Genomic DNA, 25,521 nt, shown 5'->3' with positions numbered 1-25,521 from the left:
AATGTTCGAGTTTAGCGGCCGTGCGCGGCGGCCGCCAAATGGACGTCCATGCGCGAGCGCATGGCGCCGGTACGCCGTCCCTGGCAGCGCGGACCGGCCGCGCCGCCGCGCCGATCAGCCGCGCCGCTCGCCCTGGGCGGCACGAATCTGAGCATCCACGGCCGCCACCGCGGTCATGTTGACCACGCGGCGGGCGGTGGACGCCGGGGTGAGGATGTGCGCGGCCTTGTCCACGCCCATCAGGATCGGGCCGATCGCCACGCCGTCGGTCATCACCCGCACCATGTTGTAGGTGATGTTGGCGGCATCCAGGTTCGGCATCACGAAGAGGTTGGCGCGACCGCTCAGCGTGGTGTGCGGGAACATGCGCTGGCGCAGCGCCTCGTCCCACGCGGTGTCGGCCTGCATCTCACCGTCCACTTCCAGCTTCGGATAGCGCGCCTTGAGGATCTGGTAGACCTTGCGCATCTTCGCCGCGCTGGCGTTCTCGTGGCTGCCGTAGTTGGAGTGCGACAGCAGCGCCACCTTTGGCTCGATGCCGAACAGCTTGAGGCGGTAGCTGGCCTGCAGCGTGGCCTCGGCGATCTGCTCGGCACTCGGATCGACCTGCACATGGGTGTCGACGAAGAACCAGGCGCCGCGATCGTTGATCACCGCGGTCATCGCCGAGGTGCACTGCACGCCCGGGTCGAGGTCGAACACGCTGCGCAGATAGCCGAGCTTCTTGTGGAAGCGCCCGACCAGTCCGCAGATCAGCGCGTCCGCCTCGCCGCGCTCGACCATCAGCGCGGCGATCAGGGTGGAGCGCGAACGCAGCAGGTTCTTCGCCGCCGCCGGCGACACGCCGCGCCGCTCGGTCAGCGCGTGGTACTGCTGCCAGTAGTCGTTGAAGCGCGGATCGTCGTTGATGTTGGTGAGCTCGAAATCCACGCCCTCGCGCAGGCGCAGGCCCAGGCGCTGGATGCGGGTGTGGATCACGTCCGGGCGGCCGATCAGGATCGGGAACGCGAGGCGCTCGTCGACCACCGTCTGCACCGCGCGCAGCACCACCTCTTCCTCGCCCTCGGCGTAGGCCACGCGCTTGCGGTCGGCGCGCGCGCGCTCGTACACCGGCTTCATGATCAGGCTGGTGCGGTAGATGAACTGGCCGAGCTTCTCGCGGTAGGCGTCCATGTCGGCGATCGGCCGCATCGCCACGCCCGAATCCATCGCCGCCTGCGCCACCGCGGGCGCCAGCATCACCAGCAGGCGCGGGTCGAACGGACGCGGGATCAGGTACTCCGCACCGAACGAGGGGATGTCCTCGCCGTAGGCGGCGCCGAGATCGGCCGCCTCCTCGCGCGCCAGCTGCGCGATGGCGCGCACGCAGGCCAGCTTCATCGCCTCGTTGATGCCGGTAGCGCCCACGTCCAGCGCACCGCGGAAGATGTACGGGAAGCACAGCGCGTTGTTGACCTGGTTCGGGTAGTCCGAGCGGCCGGTGGCGATGATGCAGTCCGGGCGCACCGCCTTGGCGTCGGCCGGGGAGATCTCCGGGTTCGGATTGGCCAGCGCCAGGATCACCGGCTTGTCGGCCATCGCCGCGACCATCTCCGGCTTGAGGATGCCGCCGGCGGACAGGCCCAGGAACACGTCCGCACCGGCCACGATCTCGGCCAGCGTGCGCTTGTCGGTGTCGCGCGCGTAGCGCGCCTTGTCCGGGTCCAGGTGGTCGCGACCGGTGTAGATCACGCCCTCGCGGTCGTAGGCGAGGATGTTCTCGGGCTTGAGGCCCAGCGCCACCAGCATGTCCAGGCAGGCGATGCCGGCCGCACCGGCGCCGGCGGTGGCGAGCTTGACGTCCTCGATCTTCTTGCCGACCACTTCGAGCGCATTGAGCACGGCGGCGCCGACGATGATCGCGGTGCCGTGCTGGTCGTCGTGGAACACCGGGATCTTCATCCGCTCGCGCAGCTTGCGCTCGACGATGAAGCACTCCGGCGCCTTGATGTCCTCGAGGTTGATGCCGCCGAAGGTCGGCTCCATCGCGGCGATGATGTCGACCAGCTTGTCCGGATCGCGCTCGTTCAACTCGATGTCGAACACGTCGATGCCGGCGAACTTCTGGAACAGCACGCCCTTGCCTTCCATCACCGGCTTGCCGGCCAGCGGACCGATGTCGCCCAGGCCCAGCACCGCGGTGCCGTTGGTGATCACCGCCACCAGGTTGCCGCGTGCGGTCAGCTCGCTGGCGGCGTTCGGATCGTCCACGATGGCCTCGCAGGCGTAGGCCACGCCGGGCGAGTAGGCCAGCGCCAGGTCGCGCTGGGTGACCATCGGCTTGGTGGCGGTGACCTTGATTTTGCCGGGCGGGCACAGCCGGTGGTATTCGAGCGCGGCGTGCTTGAGTTCCTCGGGGGGATTGGACATGGGGCGAGTCGATGATCCGGGTGCGAAGACGCCAAATGGTAGCACCGCGACCCGCTCCACCCGCTGTGCAACGCCGCACTTTGGCGGCCCTTCACAGGCCCAGCGACAGCTCCTCGGCCTGCACCCGCCCCATGTGGATGCGGTTGGCGAACAGCGAGAACGCCAGCTTGCCGGCCAGCCCGTGCACGTGCTGCATCCACGGCGGCAGCCAGCGCGGCGGAACGATCGCGCCGGAGGCGAAATGCGGCTCCAGCGCGATCACGTCGTGCAGCGCCAGCTTGCCGGCGAACAGGTGGCGCAGCAGGTCCATGCGCCGCTGTTTCAGCGCCCATCGGAAAAACGTGTGCACGGCCAGCAGGCCGGCGAGATACACGTTGTCCTTGGCAAACACGGCGCCGCCGGTCAGCGGCACGCCGCGGAACACGCGCTGCGCCGAGTGGAAGCTGTCGGCCACGCTCTGCCCGCGTTCGAGGAAGAAGCGGTACACCTCGACGAAGTCGGCTCCGCGCAGCGCCATGTCGATCGCCAGGATGCGCAGGCTGATGCGCTTGAGGCGGGAGATGTCGATCGCGCCGGACATCAGCTCGGCGAACACGGCCAGCCCCTCCTGCGTGGCGGTGACCCGCGGCGAGGTGCGGGCCAGCGAGGCCAGCAGCGGCTGCGCGCGGCCGTTGAGCGCGGTGAGCGAATGCACGAAGGCTTCATGCGCCAGCAACTGGTGGCGGTCGTAATCGCTGAAGGCGGTGCCGCCGCGCAGGCGGATGCGGGTGGCGCCGGCGGCGGCCTTGGCGGTGAGCTCGGGGTCGACCTCCACCGAAATCATGCCGGGGCCGAAGAACGCGTCCAGCGTCTGCGCCAGATCGGCGCGCAGGGTCTCGGCCGGGATGTCGGCGGTGACGTCGTCGGCCAGCAGATCGGCGCCCAGCTCGTCGGCCAGCTCGACGAAGTAGCGTGCCGCGTCCAAGTTGCTCTTGCTGCTGCCGGGAATCAGGTCGCCGGGATGGCCATACAGCACGATCGATGGCGCGGTGACGCCCGCCGTGCCCACCGCCTCCAGCATCTCCGCGGCGATGCGCCACGACTCGGCGGTGCGGCACAGGTAGTCGCCGAGCGGATCGTCGTGCCCAGCCTCGCGCTCGATCGCCGCCAGCTCGGCGCGCGCGGCGGCGAGGTCCGGCGGCGTATAGCGCACCTCGGGCAGGCTGAGCCGGCCAGCCATGTAGGCATCGATCATCCGCCGCTCCAGCGAGGCCGGCCACGCCACGGTGGGCAGGATGCGGATCGGCCGCACCGCGGCGAGCAGGCGCTGGTCGAGGGCAGCGTAGCGGCTCAGGTCGCCGGTGACCGATGCATCCATCGCGCTAGCGGCCTCGCGACTTTCGCGCGAGCGCGGCGACCAGGATGGGCATGACCGAGGCGGGCAGGATCACGGCGTTTGGCGACGCGCGATCGGCGATCACCCGCGAGGCTCCAGTAACAAGGATCGTCATGCCAATCAGCCGTGGATGCGTTGGTGGGCGACTGGACAGCATGGTGGTGTCGCTCAGTCCCGCTCACGCTGGCCGCGATGGCCATGCGGGCGATCGATCGGGCGACCGCCGCGCTGCCGGCGCAGGCGGGCCTCCAGCGTGGCCGCCTGGTCCTCGCGCTCGTCGCGCAGCTTGAGGTAGTTGCGCCAGCGCTCGGGGGCGAGGTCGCCGCTGTCCAGCGCCCGCTGCACGGCACAGCCGGGCTCGCTGCCGTGGCCGCAGTCGGCGAAGCGGCAGGTTTCGGCCAGCGCCTCGATGTCCGCGAACAGGTCGAGATCCTCCTCGCCGGTGAGCTTGAGCTCGCGCATCCCCGGCGTGTCGATCAGGCAGCCGCCGGTGGGCAGCTGCAGCAGCGCGCGGTGGGTAGTGGTGTGGCGGCCGCGGCTGTCGTGGGCACGCACCGCGGCGGTGGCCAGCTTGTCGGTGCCGAGCAGCGTGTTGGTGAGGGTGGACTTGCCCGCACCGGACGATCCCACCAGCACCGCGCTGTCGCCCGGCTTGAGGTAGGGCGCCAGCAACCCGGCGCTGTCGCGGCTCTTGCCGTTGAGGGCATGGATCGGCGTGGTGGCCGGCAGGCGCGCGCGCAGCTCGGCCAGGCGAGCGGCGGCATCGTCGAGCAGGTCGAGCTTGCTCAGCAGCACCACCGGCTGGGCGCCGGAATCCTCAACCAGGGTGAGATAGCGCTCGATGCGCGCGGCGTTGAAGTCGCCATCCAGCCCGGTGAGCACCAGCACGTAGTCGATATTGGTGGCGATGATCTGCCGCTCATAGCGCTCGCCCGCCGCCGCGCGCGACAGCACCGTGCGACGTTCCAGCACGCGCTGGATGTGCGGCGGCGCGCCCGGCTCGAACTCGACGAAGTCGCCCACCGCCGGGCGCTCAGAGGGATCCAGGCCGCGCTTGAGGAAATGGCCCGCCGGCTGCGCGCCGAACAGGTGCTCGCCGTCGTGCAGCTCGTAGCCGGCCCGGTGCTGAGCTACCACGCGGGCGAGCCGCAGGCCATCGGCAGGCAGCTCATTGCCGCGCCAGCCGATGCGGCGCAAGCGTTCGATGATCAGGGCATCGCTCATGGTCTGGCGATTATGCCCTGCCCCGCGGCCGGCCGATATGACGCCCGGATTCGGCTCCACCGGCGCCGTCGACGCTGCTAGCATCGGGTGACCGCCGGCGGCAAGCGCTGGTGCAGCAAAGCGAAGGAACACCTCGTTGGCCCCGATCAAACCCAGTACGCACCTGGCGAACGTGCGCTATGACATCCGCGGTGCTTTGACGCGGCGCGCGCGCGACCTGGAGGCCGAAGGCCGTCCGATCATCAAGCTCAACATCGGCAACCCCGCCCGCTACGGCTTCGACACGCCGGCGCACCTGCGCGAGGCGATCGCCGCGCACCTGGGCGACAGCGAGGGTTACGGCCACGAGCAGGGGCTGGAAGAGGCCCGCGCCGCCATCGCCGAGCAGCAGCGCGCCCGCGGTGCGCGCGGCGTGGAGGTCGAACGCATCTTCATCGGCAACGGCGTGAGCGAGCTGATCGACATCAGCCTGCGCGCCCTGCTGCAGACCGGCGACGAGGTGCTGCTGCCCAGCCCGGACTATCCGCTGTGGAGCGCCGCCACCATCCTCAACGGCGGCACGCCGCGCTATTACCGCTGCCTGCCGGAGAACGGCCACCTGCCCGACCCGGCCGAGATCGAGGCGCTGGTCACGCCGCGCACCCGGGCGCTGGTGCTGATCAATCCAAACAACCCCACCGGCGCAGTCTATCCGCGCGAGCTGCTCGAGCAGTTGGTGGCGATCGCCGCGCGGCATCGCCTGCTGCTGCTGTGCGACGAGATCTACGACGAGATCCTCTACGACGACGCGGTGTTCCAGCCACTGGCGGAAGTGGCCGGCGAGGTGCCGTGCGTGAGCTTCGGCGGGCTGTCCAAGGTGCACCGCGCCTGCGGCTACCGCATCGGCTGGATGAGTCTGTCCGGCGATCCCGCGCGCACCGCTGAATACCGCGACGCGTTGCAGCTGCTCGCTGCGCTGCGCCTGTGCGCCAACGCCACCGCACAGTGGGCGGTGCTGCCGGCACTGCAAAGTGCGCCGACGATCCACGCGCTCACCGCGCCGGGCGGTCGGCTGCACGAGGCCCGCCGGGCGGTGATCGAAGGCGTCGCCGCCAGCGATTATCTGCAGCTGGTCGCCCCCGAGGGTGCGCTGTATGCGTTCCCGGCCGTGCGCGCCGATCGCCTGCCGGTGTTCGACGACAGCGACTTCGCCCTGCGCCTGCTCGAGCGCGAGTCGGTGCTGATGGTGCCGGGCACCAGCTTCAATGTGCCGTCCAGCCGCCAGTTCCGGCTCACCCTGCTGCCGCCGCCGCACGACTTGCGCGAGGTGTTCGTGCGGATCGAACGCGCGCTGGCACAGATGGCCGCCGAGCAGCCGGCGCCGCGCATGGCAGTAGCCGGCTGAGCGCGCCCCCCATGAGCACACCGACTCGGGCGGCGGACCCGCTGCGCCACCTCGCCCTGGGCGACTCCTACACCATCGGCGAAGGCGTGCCGGAAGACGCCCGCTGGCCGATGCAGCTGGCACGGCAGCTGATGGCGGAAGGGACGGCGCTGGCGCCGCCGCGCATCGTCGCCACCACCGGCTGGACCACCGACGAGCTCGCCGCCGCCATGGACGAAGCGCAGCAGGCGCCGGCGTACGACCTGGTGACCCTGCTGATCGGCGTGAACAACCAGTACCGCGGCCGTGGCGCGGATGACTACATCGGGGAGTTTCGCCAGTTGCTGGCGCGCGCGGTGGCGCTGGCCGGCGACCGCCCCGAGCGCGTGGTGGTGGTATCGATTCCCGACTGGGGCGTCACCCGCTTCGCCCGCGAGCACGGGCACGATGCCGCACCGATCGGCGCGGCGCTGGACCGCTTCAACGCGCTGGCGCGCGCGGCGGCCGAAGCGACCGGCGCCGCCTTCGTCGACATCACCGACCTGTCGCGCGAGCACCCCGACGAACTGGCCGAGGACGGCCTGCACCCCGACGCCCGGCAGTACGCGCGCTGGGCCGAGCGGATCGCACCGACCGCGCGCCGCGCCCTGCGCTGAGGCGGCGGCAACCGCACTGCAACCTTGCCGCCATCGCGCGGTGATGCACCACGCCGACACTGGTGCCCCGGATCACACCGGGAACCGACGCCATGGCCACCTTCCGCTGCCGCAGCGCCTTCATCTCCGACGTCCACCTGGGCACGCCCGACTGCAAGGCACGCTACCTGCTCGACTTCCTGCGCCAGCTGCGCTGCGAGCGGCTGTACCTGGTGGGCGACATCATCGATCTCGAAGCGCTGGGCAAGCGCATGTGGTGGCATGCCGACCACGCCGCGGTGATTGCCGAGGTGCTCGACATGGCCCGCCGCGGCGTCGAGGTCACCTACATCCCCGGCAACCACGACGCGGCGCTGCGCGGCCTGGCCGGACAGGATTTCGGCGGCGTGCGGATCGCGCTGGATGCCGTGCACGAAGGCGCCGATGGGCGCCGCTACCGGGTCAGCCACGGCGACGAGTTCGACCCGGAACAGGTCGGCCGCGGCTGGATGCTGCAACTGGGCGAGGCGATGCACCGCTTCATCTGCTGGAGCAACCGCCGCGTCAACGCGTGGCGCCGGCGCATGGACATGCCCTACCTGCCGTTGTCGATCATCGTGAAGTCGCACGTGGGCAAGGCGCTGGCCTATATCCGCGCCTACGAGCAGCGCGTGGCCGACGACGCCCGCGAGCGCGGCTTCGACGGCCACATCTGCGGCCACATCCACTTTGGCCAGGTGCGCGACGTCGACGGCGTGCTCTACCTCAACGACGGCGACTGGGTGGAACACTGCACCGCGCTGGTGGAAGACCACACCGGCGCGATGGAGCTGATCCACTGGAGCGAACAGCCCACCGCGCTGGGCCGCGCCAGCCGCGAGCTGGTGCTGCCCTCGCCGGCCGCCGCGCTGGCACTGGCGCCGCTGGCCCGACGCCGGCGCGATCTGGGCGAACTGCGCCCTGCGGCCTGAGGCCGCGGCTGCGGCGAGATGCCCGGCGCGCTTGAACTCCATCCCGGCCGCCAGCACATGGGAGGGGGCGTATCATTGCCCTCTTTGCCGGAGCCCCGCATGTCCCTCGATCCCGCCACCCGCGAACGCATCCAGTCCCTGCTCAGCGCACACCGCGTGGTGCTGTTCATGAAGGGCAACCGCCAGCAGCCGATGTGCGGCTTCTCCGCCGCCGCCACCAACACCTTGAACGAACTGCTGCCGGACTACCACACGGTCAACGTGCTGGAAGACCCGGAGATCCGCGAAGGCATCAAGATCTACGGCGAGTGGCCCACCATCCCGCAGCTGTACGTGGACGGCGAGCTGGTCGGCGGCTCGGACATCATTCGCCAGATGTACACCAGCGGCGAGTTGCACACGCTGTTCGGCGCCGCCGCGCCGGACCGCACGCCGCCGGAAATCACCATCACCGACAAGGCCGCCGAGATGATCCGCCAGGGCACCGCCAGCGCGACGGGCGTGGCGATCCACCTGGAAATCGGCCCGGACTACAGCGCCGGCTTCCAGCTCGCGCCGGCCGGCGACCACGACATCGTGGCCGAATCCAACGGTCTGACCATCCATTTCGACCCGGCCAGCGCCCAGCGCGCCAAGGGCATCGTGATCGACTGGGTCTCCACCGTGCAGGGCGAGGGCCTCAGCCTGAAGTTTCCCGGTGCGCAGGAGATCAAGTCGCTGACCGTGCAGGAGCTGCAGCAGCGCCTTGCCGCCGGCGACCTCACCCTGATCGACGTGCGCCCGGCCAGCGGCCGCGCCCAGGCCGCGCCGCTGGCGCAGGCCCGCGTACTGGAAGACGAAGGCTACGATGCCCTCGCCGCTCTGCCGAAGGACACCCCGATCGCCTTCATCTGCCACCACGGCATGTCCAGCCGCGGCGTCGCCGAGCGCTTCGCCGCGCACGGTTTCAGCCAGGTGTTCAACGTCGAAGGCGGCATGGACGCCTGGGCCGCCGAGATCGACTCGGGCGTGCCGCGCTACTGAGCCGTTGCGCTTGCTTCAGGACTCATAACCCCAACGCTGCAGCCACGGTTGCAGCGTCGGCATCGCCTCTTCGAATGCAGCGGCGAAGCGCTTCCAGCGGTACGCGGCCTTCCGGTTGAGCGGCTGCACTACCTGCGCATAGCTCGGCGTACTGATGTAACCCTTCGCCTGCGCGTGCTGGTGATAGCGCAGCATGGGCTGCGCGTCGGGCAGATCAAGGAACCTGGCCAACTCAGTCGTTGTACCTTCGAAGTCGTCCAGCAAGTCCTCGTATCGCACGGTCAGGCACGCGGGCGAGAGGATGCCGGTCGTATGCATCCAGCCCTGCATCGCGTTGGCATAGGCCGTCGCGATGCTGGGCAGGTCACGGCACAGATACTGGAACACCGGCGAGCGGAAGTTCTGCATGTAGCAGCTCAGCAGCACGTCGCAGGGATGTCGCAGGGCAAGGATGTAGCGCGCATTGGGAAATAGCGCAGCCATCATCGGCAGCCGCAGGATATTGAGCGGGTTCTTGTCCACCAGTCGCACGCCCGGAGCCAGCGCCACCTGCGTGGCTACCCGCTCGAAGTAGCGCGCGCGCAGGCGATCAAGATCTCGGGCATCGAGTCTGGCCAGCCCATCGGGATAGATCAGACCGTTATCGCGCTGCATGTCGTCGATGGCGTCCTGGATGAAGGTGCGCTCATCCATCGAAACAAGCGCCGGATGGGCATCCAGCATCTGCTCCAGAAGCGTGGTGCCGGATCGCGGAAACCCGACCACGAATACCGGCGATGCGTTGGCCGCCGGTGCTCCCTGCGACAGCGGCATCCAACCCTCGGGAAGATCAGCGAGTGCCAGCGTGAGCGGTTCCGGCGGCGCTTCCACGAATGCGGGCATCGCACGCTCGAGCATGGACACCTGGCATGCGTGCGCGGCACCCAGTGTGGCCAACGCCTCGAACTCCCGTCCGCGCTGGTCGACCAGCAGGCGCCCCAGATCGAAGCCCACGCGGGCACGGACAGCATCTCCCAACGGCGACGCCAGCAAGGCCTGGTAGCTGTCCACGGCCGCATCCACATGCCGGTCGCGCGCGGCCACCGCAGCCATCGACTGGAGAATTTCCTGCCTCGTCACCGGATCGCCTGCGGCAGCCGGCGCCGGCAAAGTCGCCAGCAGCTCACGAGCCGCATCGACCCGGTTAAGGCGTTCATGCAAGCCCGCGAGCAAGGCGGTGGCGCGGTCGCGCCATGCAGGATCGCGCCGAGCCCGCTCCCACTGCTGGCTGGCGAGGTCGGTATCGCCTATCTGCGCCGCAAGATTGCCCACCTCCAGACAGAGATCGGGCGGAAGCTGCTCCAGCGGCAGCCGGTCCAGGCAGTGGCGAACCTGGTCGTCCTCGCACAGTTCCGCCTGGCAGCGTGCGAGGAACACCAGTGGAACGGGCCATCCGGGCGCGGTCCGCACGGCGGCGGCGAGCCGATCCCGGGCATCGAACAACCGGGCGTCATCCAGCGCCAGCAATCCGGCGTCAAGCAGCAGCTCGGGATTGCCTGGCGAGAGCGCGAGCGCTCTGGCGTAATGGACCTCTGCCTCGGCGCGTCGACCAAGCTGGCGCTCCACGGCAGCGAGATTCTGCAGATGCGCCGGGTCCGATGGCTCCAGCGTCGTCAGACGCACATATGCCTCAACCGCCGTTTCGAGCTTGCCGGACTCGCGCCGTGCGGTGGCCAGCGCAAACAGCGCGAGTACAGACGCCGGATCAACCTGCACTCGACCATGCGCAGCGTGTTCCAGGTCGCTCCAGCGCTCTTGCTGAAGCAAGGCGATCAGGGTGGCATCGTCCGCAACGGTCATTCGGAAAACCTTGGTTCCAGCCAAAAAAAAGCCGCGCGATGCAAGGCATCGCGCGGCCATGTTGCCTTACATCTTGTCGAACTTAGAACTTCACCGTCAGGCGGGTCCAGTAGTAGCGACCCACGGTGTCGTACGTACGCTCGTCGGTGTTGCCGTTGAAGCCGTACTGCCACAGGATCGGCGGCTGACGGTCGAAGGCGTTGTCCACACCCACGTCGATGCGCGCATTCCAGGGCTTGAACTGATAGCCGAACTGGATGTTGGTCATCGCGTATGCACCGGCATGGAAGCTCTGCACGGCGGTGTTCGGATCGCTCGCCTTGGCCACCGTGTTGTAGCCAGCCGGGGTGGAGACGGTATCGCCGAAGCGCACGCCGCCCACATAGCGGGTACGGATCGCCGCATCGAAGTCACCAAGGTTCCACAGCAGGCCGACCATGCCACGCAGACGCGAGTAGTTGCCGTCGCCACCGGTGGCCGACGAGGTGTAGGTGCCGGCGTAGTTGTACTGGCTGCTGATGTCGCCAGCGATCGCTTCGCGGTTGTAGGTCTTCAGGTAGGTCGTGTCCAGCGTCAGCATGAAGTTGCCGAAGCTGAATTCCGGCAGCTTGTACTTCACGCCGACGTCCAGGCCCGACACCGTGACGCGACCGACGTTCTGCGAGGTGTTGTTGACGGTCTCGATGTCGCCGGTCTGCGCGTTGCGGGTCTGCAGATCACAGTAGCGCCCGAACTTGTAGCACTGGTCGATGATCGTCTGGGTACCCAGCGAACCGATCGTGTCGTTCAGATAGATGCGCCACAGGTCGGCCGAGACCGACAGGCCCTGGACGTAATGCGGGTCATACACCACACCCCAGGAGATCGACTTGCCCTGCTCCGGCTTCAGGCTGCTGTTGCTGCCGTAGAGCGCGCGGGTCTGCGCAGTGCCCTGCACGAAGCCAGCCGGGGCGCCGGCGCAGGCGGGGTTGCTGGCGCTGTAGCCGGCACCCGAGCACGGATCCTTGTAGGTGTCAGCGCTGGGAGTGACGCCGCCGAACAGGTCGCCGATGGTCGGTGCGCGGAACACCTGGTCGACCGTGCCGCGGACCAGCACGTCGTCGATCGGGCGGTACTCGATGCCAAAACGCGAGTTGGTGGTCGAACCGGCCGAGGAGTACTTCGAATAACGCGAGCCGAGCGTCACGTTGAGGGACTTGGCAAACGGCATGTCGGCCAGCACCGGCACGAACAACTCACCGTAGAGTTCCTTGACGTTGATCGAGCCGGCCTGGGCCGAGCGGCAGGCGTCCTGGCTGGTCTGGCAGCTGCCGAGGTTCGGATCGGTGATCAGCGAGACGAAGTCCGGGGTCAGCGAGGAGGTGTCCTTGCGGTACTCGGCACCGACCGAAGCGCTCACTGCGCCAGCGGGCAGATTGAACAGCTCGCCGTTGGCCGTCGCGTAGGCGGTCTTTTCAGACGCATAGCTCTGGGCGCTCGGAGTCACCCGCAGACCGGCGAGGGCGGCCGCAGACTGCGCCGGATCGAACAGATTGACCGGCGTGCAGTTGGCGATCGGATTGGTGGCCGTGCCGCAAGCCGGGTTGCCGTTGGCATCAATGTACGACGGACCGACCGCAGCGGCGAGTCCGGACTTGAAGTAATAACCGCTGAAGCTGCCCTTCTGGGTGGTGCGCGCCCACACCACGCCGGCGTCCCACTGCCAGCTGGACTGACCGAAGTTGCCGCGGAAGCCGAGGTTCATCTGGTCGGCCTGCGTGCGGTACTGACCGATGCGGTTGCCGCCGATCACGTCACGCCAGCCGCCGCTGGAAACATCCACACCGAACGGGTTGTAGATGCTGTCCTTGGACAGGATCACGCCGGAGTCGGCACCGAAGATCAGCGGCAGCGGGGCCAGCTGATAGTTGGAGCGGGTCTTCTGCGTGAAGCCGGTGAAGTAGGCCTGCACGCTGTCGGTGAGCTGGTAATTGCCCGTCGTGAAGATGCCGCCGCGCTCGGCCGGGGTCATCTCGATGTTGTAGGGGGCATAGTTGAAGGTGTCGTTGCCGGCACCCGAACCCTGGTAGCAACGGAAATCACTGCCCGCCGCGCCGTTGGTGCCGTCGATGCGGGTCACCGAGACGTTGGCGCTGGTGCCGGCGCAGCTCAGGCCGCTGGCTGCAGCCACGGTGCGCGGAATGACGTAGCGGCCGTTGGGGATGAACGACGAACCCAGCGGGAAGATGCTACCGAAATAGTTGTACAGCGCCGGGTTCGAGAACTTGCGGTTGCCGGCGCTGACGGCGTCCTGCTTGTTGTAGTTGACGCCGACAGTGATGCCGCCCTTGTCGCTGGTCTGGCCGAAGACCGCCGAGAAACCGCGACGCTTGCCGTCGCCACCGTGGCCGGACACGCCGTAATCGACGCTGACCTGCGCGCCCTGATAATCCTTGCGGGTGATGAAGTTGACCACGCCGCCGATGGCGTCGGAGCCGTACACCGCCGAAGCACCGTCCTTCAGCACATCGACGCGCTCGATCATCGCCAGCGGGATCGAGTTCAGATCCTGATAGGCGACGCGGTGGCCATCCAGCAGGAGCAGCGTGCGCTGCGAGCCAAGGCCGCGCAGGGACACCGTGGAGGCGCCGTCGCCGCCGCCGTTGTTCACCGCCGGGTTGGTCGCTGCGCCGGCGATTTCCGGCAGCTGCTGCACCAGGTCACCCAGGGTGAGCTTGCCCGCGCGCTCGATCTGCGCCCGGTCGATGGTCACCACCGGACTGGAGGTTTCCAGGTCCACGCGACGAATGCGCGAGCCGGTGACCGTGATGGTCTCCAGTTTGGTGGCATTTTTTTGATCTGCCGAGGTGCTCTGTGTCGAGTCCTGGGCAAACGCAGGGCTGGCTATGCCTGCGGCCAGAACGGCGCTGAGCGACAGTGCCGCGCGGACCGAGGTGGTCAGCTTTTTGGTGCCGAAATTCATGTAAAAACCCTCCCGAAGAGTTGCGTTGAAAGCGAACAAGTGCCTGCCAGTACCTAGTGTTTTTGTGACTTTTGGCACATACCTTTATCACGTTTTTCTCACACAAGGTCAACGGCACTTTAATGCGACGGTGAATTCGTCCTGAAATCAACGCTTTGTTCGGTCAGCTCTCGGCCGCGACACCCTACGGGCGCACCATTGCTCGTTCACGCTCGCGAAGGCTTCAGGCCTCCGCGGACGGGACCGGAGTCGAGCGAGGACCCAGGACGTCAACAGGCGCTGTGTCGCGGGTAGCCGAACCTCACGGCTGAGCTACTCGATCTCTTCCTCGAAGCGCAGGTGCTTCACGCTGCGGCCGTGGCGACGCACCAGCTTGAGGGCTTCCACGCCGATGCGGATGTGACGCTCGACGAACTGGCCGGTGACCTGGCGGTCGCTGGCTTCGGTCTTCACGCCTTCCGGAATCATCGGCTGGTCCGACACCAGCAGCAGCGCGCCGCACGGAATGCGGTTGGCGAAGCCGGCCGAGAAGATCGTGGCCGTTTCCATGTCCACCGCCATGCAGCGGGTACGGCGCAGGTAGTCCTTGAACGCCTCGTCGTGCTCCCACACGCGGCGGTTGGTGGTGTACACCGTGCCGGTCCAGTAGTCGTAGCCGAGGTCGCGGATCATCGTGGACACGCCGCGCTGCAGCTGGAACGCCGGCAGCGCCGGCACCTCCGGCAGCAGGTAGTCGTTGGAGGTGCCTTCGCCGCGGATCGCCGCGATCGGCAGCACCAGATCACCGATCTGATTCTTCTTCTTCAGGCCGCCGCACTTGCCCAGGAACAGCGCGGCCTTGGGCCCGATCGCACTGAGCAGGTCCATCACGGTGGCCGCGTTGGGGCTGCCCATGCCGAAGTTGATCAGGGTGATGCCGTCGGCGGTGGCGTTGGGCATTGGGCGGTCGCGGCCCTGCACTTCCACCCCGTGCCACTGCGCGAACAACTCCACGTAGTGGCCGAAATTGGTCAGCAGGATGTGCTGGCCGAACTGCTCCAGCGGCGTGCCGGTGTAACGCGGCAGCCAGTTGGAGACGATCTCTTGCTTGCTTTTCATGGGACCTCTGCGGGTCGGCGAGATGGATCCATCCCGCATTACCGGCGACGCCACGCCGGCACGATGCCAAAGTCGGTACGCCATTCTAGGGGCGCCGTTGGCGCTGCCGCCAGAACCGTATGCGGCGGCGATGTCGCCGCCCCAAGCGGGCGGCCTCAAGGTTCGCGCAGCAGGGGTCGATAGCCCCTCATCGGGCACCGCCAAAATGCTGCTTTGCGGCGTGGATCACGGCGGGGAAGCCCGTGTTATGTTCGGCGCGCCTTCTGGAGGGGTGACACGTTATGCGTATGGGCCTGGCCATTGATGCTTCCTGCGACCTGCCGCAGGCGTTCATCGAGGAGCACGATATCGCGGTGATGCCGATCGCCGTGAACATCGACAAGGACGTGTTCAAGGACAACCGCGATCCGGCGGAAATCCAGCGATTCTTCGACCTGAAGATGGGCAGCCGCAGCCATTCCGCCTCCACCGAGCCGTGCTCGGTGGAGGACGTGCAGAAGCTGTTCCTGGAAAAGCTCGTCCTGGAAAAGGACTGCGTGTTCTGTCTCACCATCACCGCCACGCGCAGCCCGATCAACGACCACGTGATCAAGGCCAGCTTCGCAGTGCTCAAGCACTACCGCGACGTGCGTGACCAGACCACCATGCCCGGCCCGTTCCTGATGCGCGTGATCGACACGCGCTCGGTGTTCGCCGGCTCGGCCCCGGCCATCGTCGAAGCCACGCGTCTGTTCAAGACCGGCCAGACGCCGGCGGCGATCCGCGAGCGGCTGACCTATATCGCCAACAACTCTTACGGCTACATGCTGCCGCGCGACCTGTATTACCTGCGCGCCCGCGCCAAGACCAAGGGCGATCGCAGCGTGGGCCTGTTCAGCGCGGTGATGGGTTCGGCGCTGGACATCAAGCCGCTGCTGCGCGCCTACCGCGGCGAGACCGGCCCGGTGGGCAAGGTGCGCGGCTTCGAGCACGGCGTGGAAGTGCTGTTCGACTACGTGATCAAGCGCGTGCATGCCGGCCTGCTGGTGCCGGCGGTGTGCCTGAGCTACGGCGGCGACCTGGCCGATGTGCCGAAGCTGCCCGGTTACGACGCGCTCAAGGCCGCCTGCGACGAATGCAAGGTCGACCTGATGCTGGCACCGATGAGCATCACCGGCATGGTCAACGTGGGCGAGGGTGCGCTCACCGTCGGTTTTGCCGCGGAAGAGCACGTGGCCGAGTTCTGAGCGATCATCGGCCGGTCCTCACGGGATTCGCCCATGACCGCGCTGCACTCCCTGCTCTCCGGTTGCCTGCTGCTTGCCGTCATCGCGCCGGCAGCGGCAGGGACCGTGTACAAGTGCACCGGCGCGGGGGGCGCCGTCACCTATCAGGACGCGCCCTGCCCACGCACTCAGCAACAGCAGGCGATCCACCTCGTCGATACGCAGCCCACACAGCCGGCACCACAACCACAGGAAGCGGCGCCGGACGCCGCAGCACCCGCTCCGCCCCCGTCCGCGCAGCCCGCTCCCAGCACCCCGTTGCCCGTGCTGTACAGCTGCCAGCGCGCCACCGACGGCAAGATCTACCTCAGCCGCAACGGCGATCCGCAGCCTTATCAGGCACCGTTCGGGGTGCTCGGCGCCGTGCAGGCGCCGCTCGCCTCGGTGTACGGCCCGGGCGGCGGAGGCGGCGCTTCGGCGCCCGAGCTCAACCGGGGCAAGGTGACCAGCGGCCTGGTCGCCAACAACTACGTGTGGGTGCAGGACGTCTGTCGCGAACTTGGCCCCGAGGAAACCTGCGACGCGCTGCAGGACGAGTACGACGACAACGAGCACAAGCTCAAGCAGGCGTTCAAGAGCGAACGCGCACCGTTCGAGCAGCGCGAGGCCGAGCTGCAGGCGCAGCTCGCCAACTGCGGCCGCTGAGCGCGCTGCACAGAACGTGCGCAAAGTGATGCAAGTGACCGCGCGGCGGCCACTTGGCGCAATCACCCACAGGCTTGTCCACAGGCCATCCCCAGTTGCGCTGGATAACTCCACGAGTGCCTGGCCAAGCCGGCATCAAACCGGTGAAAGCCCTTGAGTATTGCGGATTTGCGGCATCGCTCCACAGACTTGTCCGGAAGCTGTCCACAGACGTTGTGGACAACCCGCGCCGCTCAGAATCCGTAGCTGATGAAGCCGCCGTCTACCGCCAGCACCTGGCCGGTGATGTAGCTGGCCGCTGGCAGGCACAGGAACGCGATCGCCGCGGCCACTTCCTCCGGCTCGCCGATCCGGCGCAGCGGCGTGTGGTCGAGCACCTCGTCCAGATAATCCGGATCGGCCAGGGCGCCGTCGGTGCGCTGCGTGCGGATGTACCACGGCGCCACCGCGTTCACGCGGATGCCGTCCACCGCCCACTCGGCGGCGAGGTTGCGGGTGAGCTGGTGCAGCGCCGCCTTGCTCATGCCATACGGCGAGCCGGTGCGCACGTGGGTGATGCCCGACACGGAGCCGACGTTCACGATCGCCGCGTGGGCGTGCTGCACCAGCTGCGGATGCGCCAGCCGGCACATCTCGAAGGCGGAGAACAGGTTCTGTTCGAAGATCGCGCGGTAGTCGTCTTGGGCGTAATCGAGCGTGGCCATCGGCTGGTTGCCGCCGGCGTTGTTGACCAGCAGCGAGAGCGGCGCGCCCAGGTCGGCGATCCAGTCGAACACCGCCAGCCGCTCCTCCGGTTCGGCGAGGTCGGCGCCGAAGGCCAGCACCTCGATGCCGGGAAAATCGTCGGCCAGTTCGGTGCGCACCTGCTCCAGGTAATCCTCGTCGCGCGCCACCAGCAGCAGATCGGCGCCCAGCCCCGCCAGCTCGCGCGCGGCGGCGTAGCCGATGCCCTTGCTGGCGCCGGTCACCAGCGCGGTGTGACCCTGCAGTTGCCATGCATCGATGCGTGTATTCATGCGTCGAGCTTAGAACGGCCGCACAGTTGCGAGCCAGCCACCTTGCTCCGACGGGCCGCGCGGCGGGACACTCGTGCCCTCGCCCGCACCGGATCTTTCGCCATGTCGCCACGCGCGCCGCTTTCCCTGCTCGCCGCCGCCCTGCTGCTTGCCGGCTGCTCGGGCAAGCCACCCGCCCCGCAGGCCGAGGCCAAGCCTGAGCATGTGGCCACGCCGTGGGACGACATGAAGAAGGACGAGCAGCGTGCCAAGGACGTGCAGAAGACCGTCGACCAGCAGGCCGCCGAACAGCGCAAGCAGATCGAAGCGGCCGAGCAGTAAATCCCCCCGGCAACGCGGCGCCTACTAATCCGGAGCGCCGACGCCGGCCGTCAGCAGCGGGAGCCGGTGGTGACCGAGACGGATCCGGCGCCGTGAGCGATACGGCGTTCGCTGATCCTCAGCGCGGTGCGCAGAAGCAGTAGGCGTAGACGTTGGGGCGACCGGCCCGCGCATTGCGTAGCAGCTGCAGTTCCGGCATCGCCCGCGGCAGCTCGGCCATCCAGCTCGGCAGATGGAGGCCGTAGCTCTGCGCGATGCGCACCGTGGCGCTCTGGTTGAGGCCGACCATGAACTGCTCGAAGCCGCCCAGCGGCTGCTCCACGTAACGCACCGGGTAACCCTTGGCCAACTTCGCCTGCTGCGCGGCATAGGCGATGGCGGCGTCGAGGCCGCCGAGCTGGTCGACCAGCCCGCGATCCAGCGCCTGCTGGCCGGTCCACACGCGGCCCTGGGCGATCGCGTCGATCGCGTCGTAGTCCTTGCCGCGCGCCCTGGCCACGCCGCCGACGAAGTCGTGGTAGCCCTTGTCGATGATCGCCTGGATCACCTGGCCCACCCGCGGATCGAGCGGCCGGGTGATGTCGAACGCGCCGGCCATCGGCCCGGTGGCCACACCGTCGCTCTGCACGCCGAGCTTGGCCAGCGTGTCGGGGATCGAGTAGTACATGCCGAAGATGCCGATCGAGCCGGTGATGGTGTTCGGCTCGGCGAAGATGCGATCGGCGTTCATCGAGATCCAGTAGCCACCGCTGGCCGCCACGTCGCCCATCGAGACGATCACCGGGATGCCGGCCTTGCGGGTCAGCTCCACCTCGCGGCGGATCTGCTCGGCGGCATACACCTCACCGCCGGGCGAGTTCACCCGCAGTACCAGCGCCTTGGTCTTCTTGTCCTCGCGCGCGGCGCGGATCAGTGCGGCGGTGGACTGCCCACCGATCTCGCCCTGCGGCTGCTTGCCGCCGGCGATCTCGCCCTCGGCCACCACCACGGCCACGCCGGGCTTGAACAGGGTGTCGGTGTCGTCCGGCAGCTGCGCCACGTAACCGGACAGATCCACCGCGCGGAAGCCGCGACCCTGCTTGCCCGCCGGCACGCCCTCGCGGCGCATCATCGTCTCGACGTCAGCCTCGGTGGCGAGCCCGTCGACCAGATGCTCGTCCAGCGAGAGCTGCGCGAGGTTGCCGTGGGTCCGGCCGATGTTGTCCGGCAGCTGGTCGATATCGCTGCGCAGCGTGGCCGGGTCCAGCTTGCGGCGCTTGGCCACGCTGGCCAGGTAGTTGTCCCACAGGCCGCCCATCCAGTAGCTGTCGGCCTCCTTCGATTCGGGCGAGGCGTGATCGAGGATGTACGGCTCGGCCGCGCTCTTGAACTGGCCCACGCGGAACAGGTGCACCTGCACGCCGAGCTTGTCCAGCAGGTCCTTGTAGAACAGCCGGTAGTTGGCCAGCCCGGTGATCATCACGCCACCCTGCGGATCGACCAGCAGGCGGTCGGCGTGGGAGGCGAGGTAATACTGGCCCTGGTCGTAGTTCACGCCCCAGGCGATCACCGGCTTGCCGGCGGCGCGGAAGCGATCCAGCGCGGCACCCACCTCGCGCAGCGCGGCGAAGCCGCCGGCCTGCAGCTGGTCGGGCAGCAGCAGGATGCGGGTGATGTGCTTGTCGGTGGCGGCTGCATCGATCGCGCGCACCAGGTCGCGCACCTGTACTTCCTTCGGCTCGTTGCCGGACAGCCCCGACACCACCCGCTGCAGCGGCGCGATGCTGTACTGCTCCACCAGCCGCCCCTCGGGTTTGATCACCAGCACCGAGTCGGGCTGCAGCCCCAGCCCTGCATGGCGTCCGGCGAACACCCCGACCATCGCCAGCAGCACGATGAACAGCAGGCCGAAGAACACCGTATTGAGGATGACCAGCCGCAGCACGTTGAGCCCGCGTCCGAGGACGCGGAGAAAGGCCCAGAAGCCGTTGGGGCGCGAAGCGGTCATGCAGCCATCCTGTGCGGAAGGGGGAGGTTACGGATCGATCGGCAGCGTACCGGCTTGCACCGGCGCGGTCATGTGTGGGTCGTCAGGCTGCGTCGTCCTGTCCCAGCGCTGGCGCCAGGCGCTGCGCCAGAACCGGGTGAACAGCATCACCGCCGACACGCTCAGGCCCGCGATCAGGCCCATCCACATGCCGCGCGCGCCCAGTCCCTGGTGGAAGGCGAGCCACCAGCCGGTCGGCATGCCGACCACCCAGTACGCGAAAAGGGTGATCGCCATCGGCACGCGGGTGTCCTTCAGGCCGCGCAGCGCGCCGTTGGAGGCCACCTGGATGCCGTCGGAAAACTGGAACACGCCGGCCAGCAACAACAGCTGCGCGGCCAGATCCACCACCTTGGCCTGGTTGGTATACAGGCCGGCGATCCAGTGCGGCGCGCCGAACATCACCGCCGCCGATACCAGCTGGGTGACCAGGCTGAGCCCGATGCCGCAGAAGCCGGCGTAGCGCACGCCCCGCGCATCGCCGCGACCGACCGCGTTGCCCACCCGCACGGTGATCGCCATCGCCAGCCCCAGCGGGATCATGAAGAACAGCGAGGCGACGTTGAGCGCCACCTGGTGACTGGCCACCACTTCGTCGCCGAGCCGGCTGATGCCAAGCGCTACCGCGACGAACAGGCCGGCCTCGGCCAGCAGGCTGACCGCCATCGGCGCGCCCACGTGCAGCAGTTCGCCGATGCGCCGCCAGTCCGGACCCTCCAGATGGTCCAGCAATCCCAACCCGCGATAGTTGCGGTGGCGCATCACGTAGATCGCGAAGGCGATCAGCTCCAGCCACAGCACCAGCGCCGTCGCCATGCCGCAGCCGCGGGCACCCTGCGGCGGCAGACCGAGCTTGCCGTACATGAACACGTAGCCCAGCGGCACCAGCAGCACCAGGCCACCGAGGCTGAAGAACATCGACGGGCGCGTCAGCGAGAGGCCTTCGGACAGCCCGCGCAGGGCGAAGTAGCAGGTCAGCGCCGGCGCACCCCAGCTGATCGCGTGCAGGAACGCGCTCACGTCCTCGCGCAGGTCCGGCGCCACGCCGATCCACGCGAACAGCGGGCTGGCGTGACGCGCGGCGAACCACAGCACCACGCCGGTGATCAGCGCCAGCCACAGCGCCTGGCGGAACACCGCGCCGATCGCATGGCGGCGGCCGGCGCCGTCCAGCTGCGCCACCGACGGCGGCACCGCCATCATCAAGCCGATGCCGGTGACGATCGCCAGCGACCACACGTTCGTGCCCACCGCCACCGCGCCGAGCACGTGGGTGCTGTAGTGGCCCGACAGTAGCGCGTCGATGACGTTGGAGCCGATCGCCGCCAGCTGGGCGGCGACCAGCGGCAGGGCGAGGCGCACGGTGGCGCCGAGCTCGTGCGCGACCCGGGCGCGATCGGGACGGAAGGGGTTCATGGCAGAAACGGTCGACAGGGCCGGGCATTCTAGCCGAGCCGTTCGGCACGGCTGATCGCGACGCACGCTTGTGACACCATCTGCCGCTTCCAGGGGAAGGGATCGATCGATGAACGAGCTGGACCAGGTCGGCGCGGTGCGCTGCGCCAACTGCGGCACGCCGATGCAGGGCGAGTTCTGTCACCACTGCGGGCAGTCGATCCACAGCGTGCTCAAGCCCGTGCACCACATGGTGGAAGACACCCTGGACATGGTGCTGCACGTGGACGGCCGCATCCTTCACACGCTGCCGCCGCTCCTGCTCAAGCCGGGTTTCCTGACGCTGGAATACTTCTCCGGTCGGCGGGTGCGCTACATCGCGCCGTTCCGGCTGATGTTCGTGCTGTGCCTGCTGGCCTTCGCGGTGTGCCATCTCGCGATCGACGCAGACGACGTGCCCCGCAACGCCGTGGTGCTGTCGACACCGTTCGACCACGCCGACACTCCCGCGGCCGTGCAGCGAGCGCTGGACGCCGAGCTGGCCAAGGTGGATTCGGCACGCGCGGCCCCCGGCACGAACCCGGTGGCCATTGCCGCTGCGGCAGCCGCCCAGGCACGGCTGCGCACCGAAGCGGCAAACCGGCTCGCCGAACTGGCGAAAGCGAACAGCACCGCGGACACCGGCAAGGCCTCCCGTGCCGATACCGCTGGCAACGACGCCGATGCCGATGCCACCGATCCACTCAACTCCGCCTGGGATGCCAGGGCCTATCCGGTCCATTTGCGCTGGCTGCCGGCATTCGCCAACCGCCGCCTTACCCAGGCGCTGGAACACATGCATTCCAACATCGACGCGCTGGCCTCCGGCGGGGAAGCCGGCACCCTGGCAAGGGAACGCATCACCGCGCAGCTGTTCGCCTCGCTGCCGCAGGCGCTGTTCCTGATGCTGCCGCTGTTCGCCCTGCTGCTGAAGCTGTTCTACGTGTTCAAGCGGCGGCTCTACGTGGAGCACATGATCGTCGCCCTGCACAGCCACGCCTTCCTGTTCCTGGCGCTGCTGCTGGGCGTGGGCCTGTTGCTGCTGGAGGGTTGGCTGGCCGGGCTGGCCGGCTGGGCCGCACGTCCGGTGCGGCTGCTGGAGTGGGCGCTGGTGATCTGGGCACCCACCTACCTGCTGCTGATGCAGAAGCGCATCTATCGCCAGGGCTGGACGATGACCATCGTGAAATATCTTGCGGTGGGCTGGTGCTACATCTGGCTGCTCTCCACGGCCTTACTGTTCGGCGCCGTGCTGAGCCTCTCACACTGAGACGTGCATCACACTTTTCGGCCGGCCAAACGCTAGGCGCTCAGATCGGCGAAGGGGTTTTGCACAGCGTCACCGGAGTGTCAACCGGGTCACCGGGCCTGTTGCAGACGTGTGAAGCCCAGCTGACCAAAATTTGCAAGTCGTTGATTAAAAATGTTATTTGATCATGGCTAAAACTTGCCCATACCGTCGGGAAGGGCGTCACGTCGGGCCTGGAGAGGCCCCTTCCCCGCCGCATCCACAGAGTTATCCACAGCAGCTGTGGATAAGGGCAAAAAGGGCCGGAGAGACGTCACTTACCCCCCTTTTCTAGAGTCCGGTACAGCAAGAAAGTCCAAAGGCTCGCAGCGCCGCAGGGCCGACGGAAAGATGCGGCGGAGCGGGCCGCGCCCGTGCATGGCGCCTCCCCCCGTTACACTGGCCTCCCCATGAGGTAGCCATGCCCACCGTCGTCCGCGTCGCCCTGCCGGTGCCCCTGCCCACCCTGTTCGATTACCTGCCGCCCACCGAGGGCGAGCTGCAGGCAGGGAGCCGCGTGCGGGTGCCGTTCGGACGTGGCAGCAAGGTGGGCATCGTGGTCGATCCCTCGGCCACGTCGAGCGTGGCCGAGGGCAGGCTCAAACCGGTGACCGAGGTGCTCGATCCGGCCCCGCTGCTGGATGGCGAACTGATGCAGACTCTGGCTTGGGCCGCCGACTACTGGCTGGCTGCGCCGGGCGAGGCCTATGCCAACGCGCTGCCGCTGGCGCTGCGCGAGCCGCGCCCGTGGCCAGACACGCGCGAGGAGTACTGGCAACTCACCACAGCCGGCCGCAGCGCGCTGGACGCAGGCAGCCGGCGCGGCGCCAGTCAGCTGCTGCTGCAGCTGCTGGCCGATGGTCCTCAGCGCGCCGACACCCTGGCCGAGCGCCTGCCGGCCTGGCGCGCGGCCGCGCGCCGGCTCGCCCCGGCCGGACTGATCGAACGCCACACGGCCGCGGCCGTGGCCATGCCTGTCGGCGCACCGTTGCCGCTCAGCGTCGAACAACAGCAGGCGGTCGCCGCGATCGCGGCCGAGCGCGGGCGTTTCCAGCCATTCCTGCTGGACGGCGTCACCGGCAGCGGCAAGACCGAGGTCTATCTGGCGCTGATCGAGCAGGCGCTGGCCGAGGGCAAGCAGAGCCTGCTGCTGGTGCCGGAGATCGGCCTGGCGCCGCAGACCCTGCGCCGGCTGCGTGACCGCCTCGGCGTGGCGGTGGAGGTGCTGCACTCGAACCTCGCCGAGGGCGAGCGCGCGCGCGCCTGGCTGCGTGCGCGCAGCGGCGAGGCGCGGGTGATCGTGGGCACCCGCTCGGCGGTGTTCACGCCGCTGCCGCATGCCGGCCTGATCGTGATCGATGAAGAGCACGACGCGGCGTACAAGCAGCAGGAGGGCTTCCGCTATCACGCGCGCGATCTCGCGCTGGTGCGCGCGCGTGCGCTGGGTGTGCCGATCGTGCTGGGCAGCGCCACGCCATCGCTGGAGTCACTGGCCAACGTGGCGGCCGGGCGCTACCGCGCGCTGGCCCTGCGCGCACGTCCCGCCGCCGCGCACGCGCCGCAGGTGCAGATCGTCGACGTGCGCTCGCAGCACCTCGATCACGGCCTGTCCCCCGCGCTGCAGGCCGCGGTGCGCGACACGGTGGCGCGCGGCGAGCAGGTGCTGGTGTTCCGGAACCGCCGCGGCTATGCGCCCGTGCTGCTGTGCCACGCCTGCGGCTGGCATGCCGACTGCCCGCGCTGCGAGCGGCCGCTGACCCTGCACGCGGGACAGCGCCAGCTGCGCTGCCATCACTGCGATTACCGCAGCAAGGTGCCGGCGGCATGTCCCGCCTGCGGCGCCGGCGCGCTGTGGCCGCAGGGCCAGGGCACCGAGCGGCTGGAAGAGGCGCTTGTCGCGCTGTTCCCCGAGGTGCCCGTGCTGCGCATCGACCGCGAGACGACCCGCCGCCGCGACGCCTTCGAACACCTGCTGGACGGCTTGCGCACCGATGCTCCGGCGATCCTGGTCGGCACCCAGATGCTGGCCAAGGGCCACGACCTGCCCAACCTCACCCTGGTCGCCATCGTGGGCGTGGACGAGGGCCTGCACAGCATCGACTTCCGCGCCGGCGAGCGGCTGGCGCAGCTGGTGGTGCAGGTGGCCGGACGCGCCGGGCGCGCGGCCAAGCCCGGACGCGTGCTGCTGCAGACCCATCACCCCGATCATCCGCTGCTGCGCAGCCTGTTGGCCCACGGCTACGGCGCCGCCGCCAGGGCGCTGCTGGCCGAACGCGAGCAGGTCGCGCTGCCGCCGTTCAGCCATCAGATCCTGCTGCGCGCGGATGCGCACGAGCGCGCCGCGGTCGACGCCTTCCTTGCCGCCGCCGCGGCTGCGCTGCCGGCCGACCATGCGCTGCAACTGGCCGGCCCGATGCCTGCGCCGATGGCGCTGCGCGCCGGTCGCCACCGCGGACAACTGCTGTTGGAAGCGTCCAGCCGCGCCCAGCTGCATGCGGTGGCGCGCCCGTGGCAACGCAGGCTCGGCCAGCTGCCGACCGCGCGACGCGTGCGCTGGTCGCTCGACGTGGATCCGATCGACCTGTACTGAACCGCGGTGCGCTCACGGGATCCCCACCCCCTCCTCG

At 68.6% G+C, this 25,521-nt stretch carries 19 protein-coding genes; 9 read left to right on the top strand and 10 right to left on the bottom strand.

Features of this window, described 5'->3' with window-relative positions; all coding sequences use genetic code 11:
- Positions 1-114: 114 nt before the first annotated feature.
- From ISP17_RS02360 to rsgA, 4 genes are all read right to left on the bottom strand, one after another.
- A complete protein-coding gene (locus tag ISP17_RS02360; RefSeq protein ID WP_404629911.1) occupies positions 115-2,409 on the bottom strand; it encodes an NADP-dependent malic enzyme in 2,295 nt (764 codons plus the stop codon).
- Between the two features lie 91 nt (positions 2,410-2,500).
- The gene (locus ISP17_RS02355) at positions 2,501-3,766 is read right to left on the bottom strand and encodes a flavohemoglobin expression-modulating QEGLA motif protein (protein ID WP_404629910.1); all 1,266 of its coding nucleotides are present in this window, start codon (positions 3,764-3,766) and stop codon (positions 2,501-2,503) included.
- A 4-nt stretch (positions 3,767-3,770) separates the two neighbouring features.
- A complete protein-coding gene (locus tag ISP17_RS02350) occupies positions 3,771-3,899 on the bottom strand; it encodes a hypothetical protein (protein WP_404629909.1) in 129 nt (42 codons plus the stop codon).
- 53 nt (positions 3,900-3,952) lie between these two features.
- Positions 3,953-5,008, bottom strand: a complete 1,056-nt coding sequence (rsgA, locus tag ISP17_RS02345; RefSeq protein ID WP_404629908.1) for a ribosome small subunit-dependent GTPase A — start codon at positions 5,006-5,008, stop codon at positions 3,953-3,955.
- Between the two features lie 136 nt (positions 5,009-5,144).
- Between rsgA and ISP17_RS02340 the strand changes: the two genes are divergently transcribed.
- The 4 genes from ISP17_RS02340 to grxD all read left to right on the top strand — a co-directional run bounded on the left by ISP17_RS02340 (position 5,145) and on the right by grxD (position 9,000).
- Entirely contained in the window at positions 5,145-6,392 is a 1,248-nt protein-coding gene (locus ISP17_RS02340) for an aminotransferase class I/II-fold pyridoxal phosphate-dependent enzyme (protein ID WP_404629907.1), read from the top strand.
- Positions 6,393-6,403: 11 nt separating this feature from the next.
- Positions 6,404-7,027, top strand: a complete 624-nt coding sequence (locus ISP17_RS02335; RefSeq protein WP_404629906.1) for an SGNH/GDSL hydrolase family protein — start codon at positions 6,404-6,406, stop codon at positions 7,025-7,027.
- Positions 7,028-7,119: 92 nt separating this feature from the next.
- A complete protein-coding gene (locus ISP17_RS02330) occupies positions 7,120-7,977 on the top strand; it encodes a UDP-2,3-diacylglucosamine diphosphatase (RefSeq protein ID WP_404629905.1) in 858 nt (285 codons plus the stop codon).
- A 99-nt stretch (positions 7,978-8,076) separates the two neighbouring features.
- On the top strand, positions 8,077-9,000 hold the full coding sequence (gene grxD, locus ISP17_RS02325; protein ID WP_404629904.1) for a Grx4 family monothiol glutaredoxin: 924 nt from the start codon (positions 8,077-8,079) through the stop codon (positions 8,998-9,000).
- A 15-nt stretch (positions 9,001-9,015) separates the two neighbouring features.
- Here grxD and ISP17_RS02320 read toward each other — a convergent pair whose 3' ends face one another.
- The 3 genes from ISP17_RS02320 to ISP17_RS02310 form a co-directional block, all read right to left on the bottom strand.
- A complete protein-coding gene (locus ISP17_RS02320) occupies positions 9,016-10,839 on the bottom strand; it encodes a tetratricopeptide repeat-containing sulfotransferase family protein (RefSeq protein ID WP_404629903.1) in 1,824 nt (607 codons plus the stop codon).
- A gap of 82 nt (positions 10,840-10,921) precedes the next feature.
- Entirely contained in the window at positions 10,922-13,801 is a 2,880-nt protein-coding gene (locus tag ISP17_RS02315; protein WP_404629902.1) for a TonB-dependent receptor plug domain-containing protein, read from the bottom strand.
- 312 nt (positions 13,802-14,113) lie between these two features.
- Positions 14,114-14,899: an AMP nucleosidase gene (locus tag ISP17_RS02310; protein ID WP_404629901.1), complete on the bottom strand. Its 786-nt coding sequence runs from the start codon at positions 14,897-14,899 to the stop codon at positions 14,114-14,116.
- 281 nt (positions 14,900-15,180) lie between these two features.
- Here ISP17_RS02310 and ISP17_RS02305 point away from each other — a divergent pair, with 281 nt between their 5' ends.
- Both ISP17_RS02305 and ISP17_RS02300 read left to right on the top strand, forming a co-directional pair.
- Complete coding sequence (locus tag ISP17_RS02305) at positions 15,181-16,125, top strand: DegV family protein (protein WP_404629900.1); 945 nt, start codon at positions 15,181-15,183, stop codon at positions 16,123-16,125.
- A gap of 33 nt (positions 16,126-16,158) precedes the next feature.
- Positions 16,159-16,809 carry a DUF4124 domain-containing protein gene (locus tag ISP17_RS02300; RefSeq protein WP_404629899.1) on the top strand — a complete coding sequence of 217 codons (651 nt, stop codon included), beginning with the start codon at positions 16,159-16,161 and terminating at the stop codon, positions 16,807-16,809.
- A 233-nt stretch (positions 16,810-17,042) separates the two neighbouring features.
- Here the strand turns inward: ISP17_RS02300 and ISP17_RS02295 are convergent, their stop codons facing one another.
- Positions 17,043-17,825 (bottom strand): SDR family oxidoreductase, encoded by a 783-nt coding sequence (locus ISP17_RS02295; protein WP_404629898.1) that lies wholly within the window; start codon positions 17,823-17,825, stop codon positions 17,043-17,045.
- Positions 17,826-17,927: 102 nt separating this feature from the next.
- Here ISP17_RS02295 and ISP17_RS02290 point away from each other — a divergent pair, with 102 nt between their 5' ends.
- The gene (locus tag ISP17_RS02290) at positions 17,928-18,146 is read left to right on the top strand and encodes a hypothetical protein (RefSeq protein WP_404629897.1); all 219 of its coding nucleotides are present in this window, start codon (positions 17,928-17,930) and stop codon (positions 18,144-18,146) included.
- 118 nt (positions 18,147-18,264) lie between these two features.
- Here ISP17_RS02290 and sppA read toward each other — a convergent pair whose 3' ends face one another.
- Positions 18,265-20,133, bottom strand: coding sequence for a signal peptide peptidase SppA (gene sppA, locus ISP17_RS02285; RefSeq protein WP_404629896.1), 1,869 nt, complete (start codon positions 20,131-20,133; stop codon positions 18,265-18,267).
- 27 nt (positions 20,134-20,160) lie between these two features.
- Positions 20,161-21,588 (bottom strand): MATE family efflux transporter, encoded by a 1,428-nt coding sequence (locus tag ISP17_RS02280; RefSeq protein ID WP_404629895.1) that lies wholly within the window; start codon positions 21,586-21,588, stop codon positions 20,161-20,163.
- Positions 21,589-21,697: 109 nt separating this feature from the next.
- Here ISP17_RS02280 and ISP17_RS02275 point away from each other — a divergent pair, with 109 nt between their 5' ends.
- Together ISP17_RS02275 and ISP17_RS02270 are read left to right on the top strand one after the other, a co-directional pair.
- Entirely contained in the window at positions 21,698-22,876 is a 1,179-nt protein-coding gene (locus ISP17_RS02275; protein WP_404629894.1) for a DUF3667 domain-containing protein, read from the top strand.
- A 439-nt stretch (positions 22,877-23,315) separates the two neighbouring features.
- Positions 23,316-25,484 carry a primosomal protein N' gene (locus ISP17_RS02270; RefSeq protein ID WP_404629893.1) on the top strand — a complete coding sequence of 723 codons (2,169 nt, stop codon included), beginning with the start codon at positions 23,316-23,318 and terminating at the stop codon, positions 25,482-25,484.
- Positions 25,485-25,521 lie beyond the last annotated feature (37 nt).

Source organism: Dyella ginsengisoli, from assembly GCF_044904665.1.
GTDB classification, from domain to species: domain Bacteria; phylum Pseudomonadota; class Gammaproteobacteria; order Xanthomonadales; family Rhodanobacteraceae; genus Dyella_A; species Dyella_A ginsengisoli.
The sequence above is the reverse complement of the archived record's forward strand: the minus strand, read 5'-3'. Positions and strand labels throughout refer to the sequence as shown.

Coding starts and splice junctions, on each gene's coding strand:
- ISP17_RS02280 (WP_404629895.1), bottom strand. CDS start 21,588: ATGAACCCCTTCCGTCCCGATCGCGCCCGGGTCGCGCACGAGCTCGGC.
- ISP17_RS02310 (WP_404629901.1), bottom strand. CDS start 14,899: ATGAAAAGCAAGCAAGAGATCGTCTCCAACTGGCTGCCGCGTTACACC.
- grxD (WP_404629904.1), top strand. CDS start 8,077: ATGTCCCTCGATCCCGCCACCCGCGAACGCATCCAGTCCCTGCTCAGC.
- ISP17_RS02320 (WP_404629903.1), bottom strand. CDS start 10,839: ATGACCGTTGCGGACGATGCCACCCTGATCGCCTTGCTTCAGCAAGAG.
- ISP17_RS02305 (WP_404629900.1), top strand. CDS start 15,181: ATGCGTATGGGCCTGGCCATTGATGCTTCCTGCGACCTGCCGCAGGCG.
- ISP17_RS02315 (WP_404629902.1), bottom strand. CDS start 13,801: ATGAATTTCGGCACCAAAAAGCTGACCACCTCGGTCCGCGCGGCACTG.
- sppA (WP_404629896.1), bottom strand. CDS start 20,133: ATGACCGCTTCGCGCCCCAACGGCTTCTGGGCCTTTCTCCGCGTCCTC.
- ISP17_RS02330 (WP_404629905.1), top strand. CDS start 7,120: ATGGCCACCTTCCGCTGCCGCAGCGCCTTCATCTCCGACGTCCACCTG.
- ISP17_RS02360 (WP_404629911.1), bottom strand. CDS start 2,409: ATGTCCAATCCCCCCGAGGAACTCAAGCACGCCGCGCTCGAATACCAC.
- ISP17_RS02295 (WP_404629898.1), bottom strand. CDS start 17,825: ATGAATACACGCATCGATGCATGGCAACTGCAGGGTCACACCGCGCTG.
- ISP17_RS02275 (WP_404629894.1), top strand. CDS start 21,698: ATGAACGAGCTGGACCAGGTCGGCGCGGTGCGCTGCGCCAACTGCGGC.
- rsgA (WP_404629908.1), bottom strand. CDS start 5,008: ATGAGCGATGCCCTGATCATCGAACGCTTGCGCCGCATCGGCTGGCGC.
- ISP17_RS02290 (WP_404629897.1), top strand. CDS start 17,928: ATGTCGCCACGCGCGCCGCTTTCCCTGCTCGCCGCCGCCCTGCTGCTT.
- ISP17_RS02335 (WP_404629906.1), top strand. CDS start 6,404: ATGAGCACACCGACTCGGGCGGCGGACCCGCTGCGCCACCTCGCCCTG.
- ISP17_RS02355 (WP_404629910.1), bottom strand. CDS start 3,766: ATGGATGCATCGGTCACCGGCGACCTGAGCCGCTACGCTGCCCTCGAC.
- ISP17_RS02270 (WP_404629893.1), top strand. CDS start 23,316: ATGCCCACCGTCGTCCGCGTCGCCCTGCCGGTGCCCCTGCCCACCCTG.
- ISP17_RS02300 (WP_404629899.1), top strand. CDS start 16,159: ATGACCGCGCTGCACTCCCTGCTCTCCGGTTGCCTGCTGCTTGCCGTC.
- ISP17_RS02350 (WP_404629909.1), bottom strand. CDS start 3,899: ATGACGATCCTTGTTACTGGAGCCTCGCGGGTGATCGCCGATCGCGCG.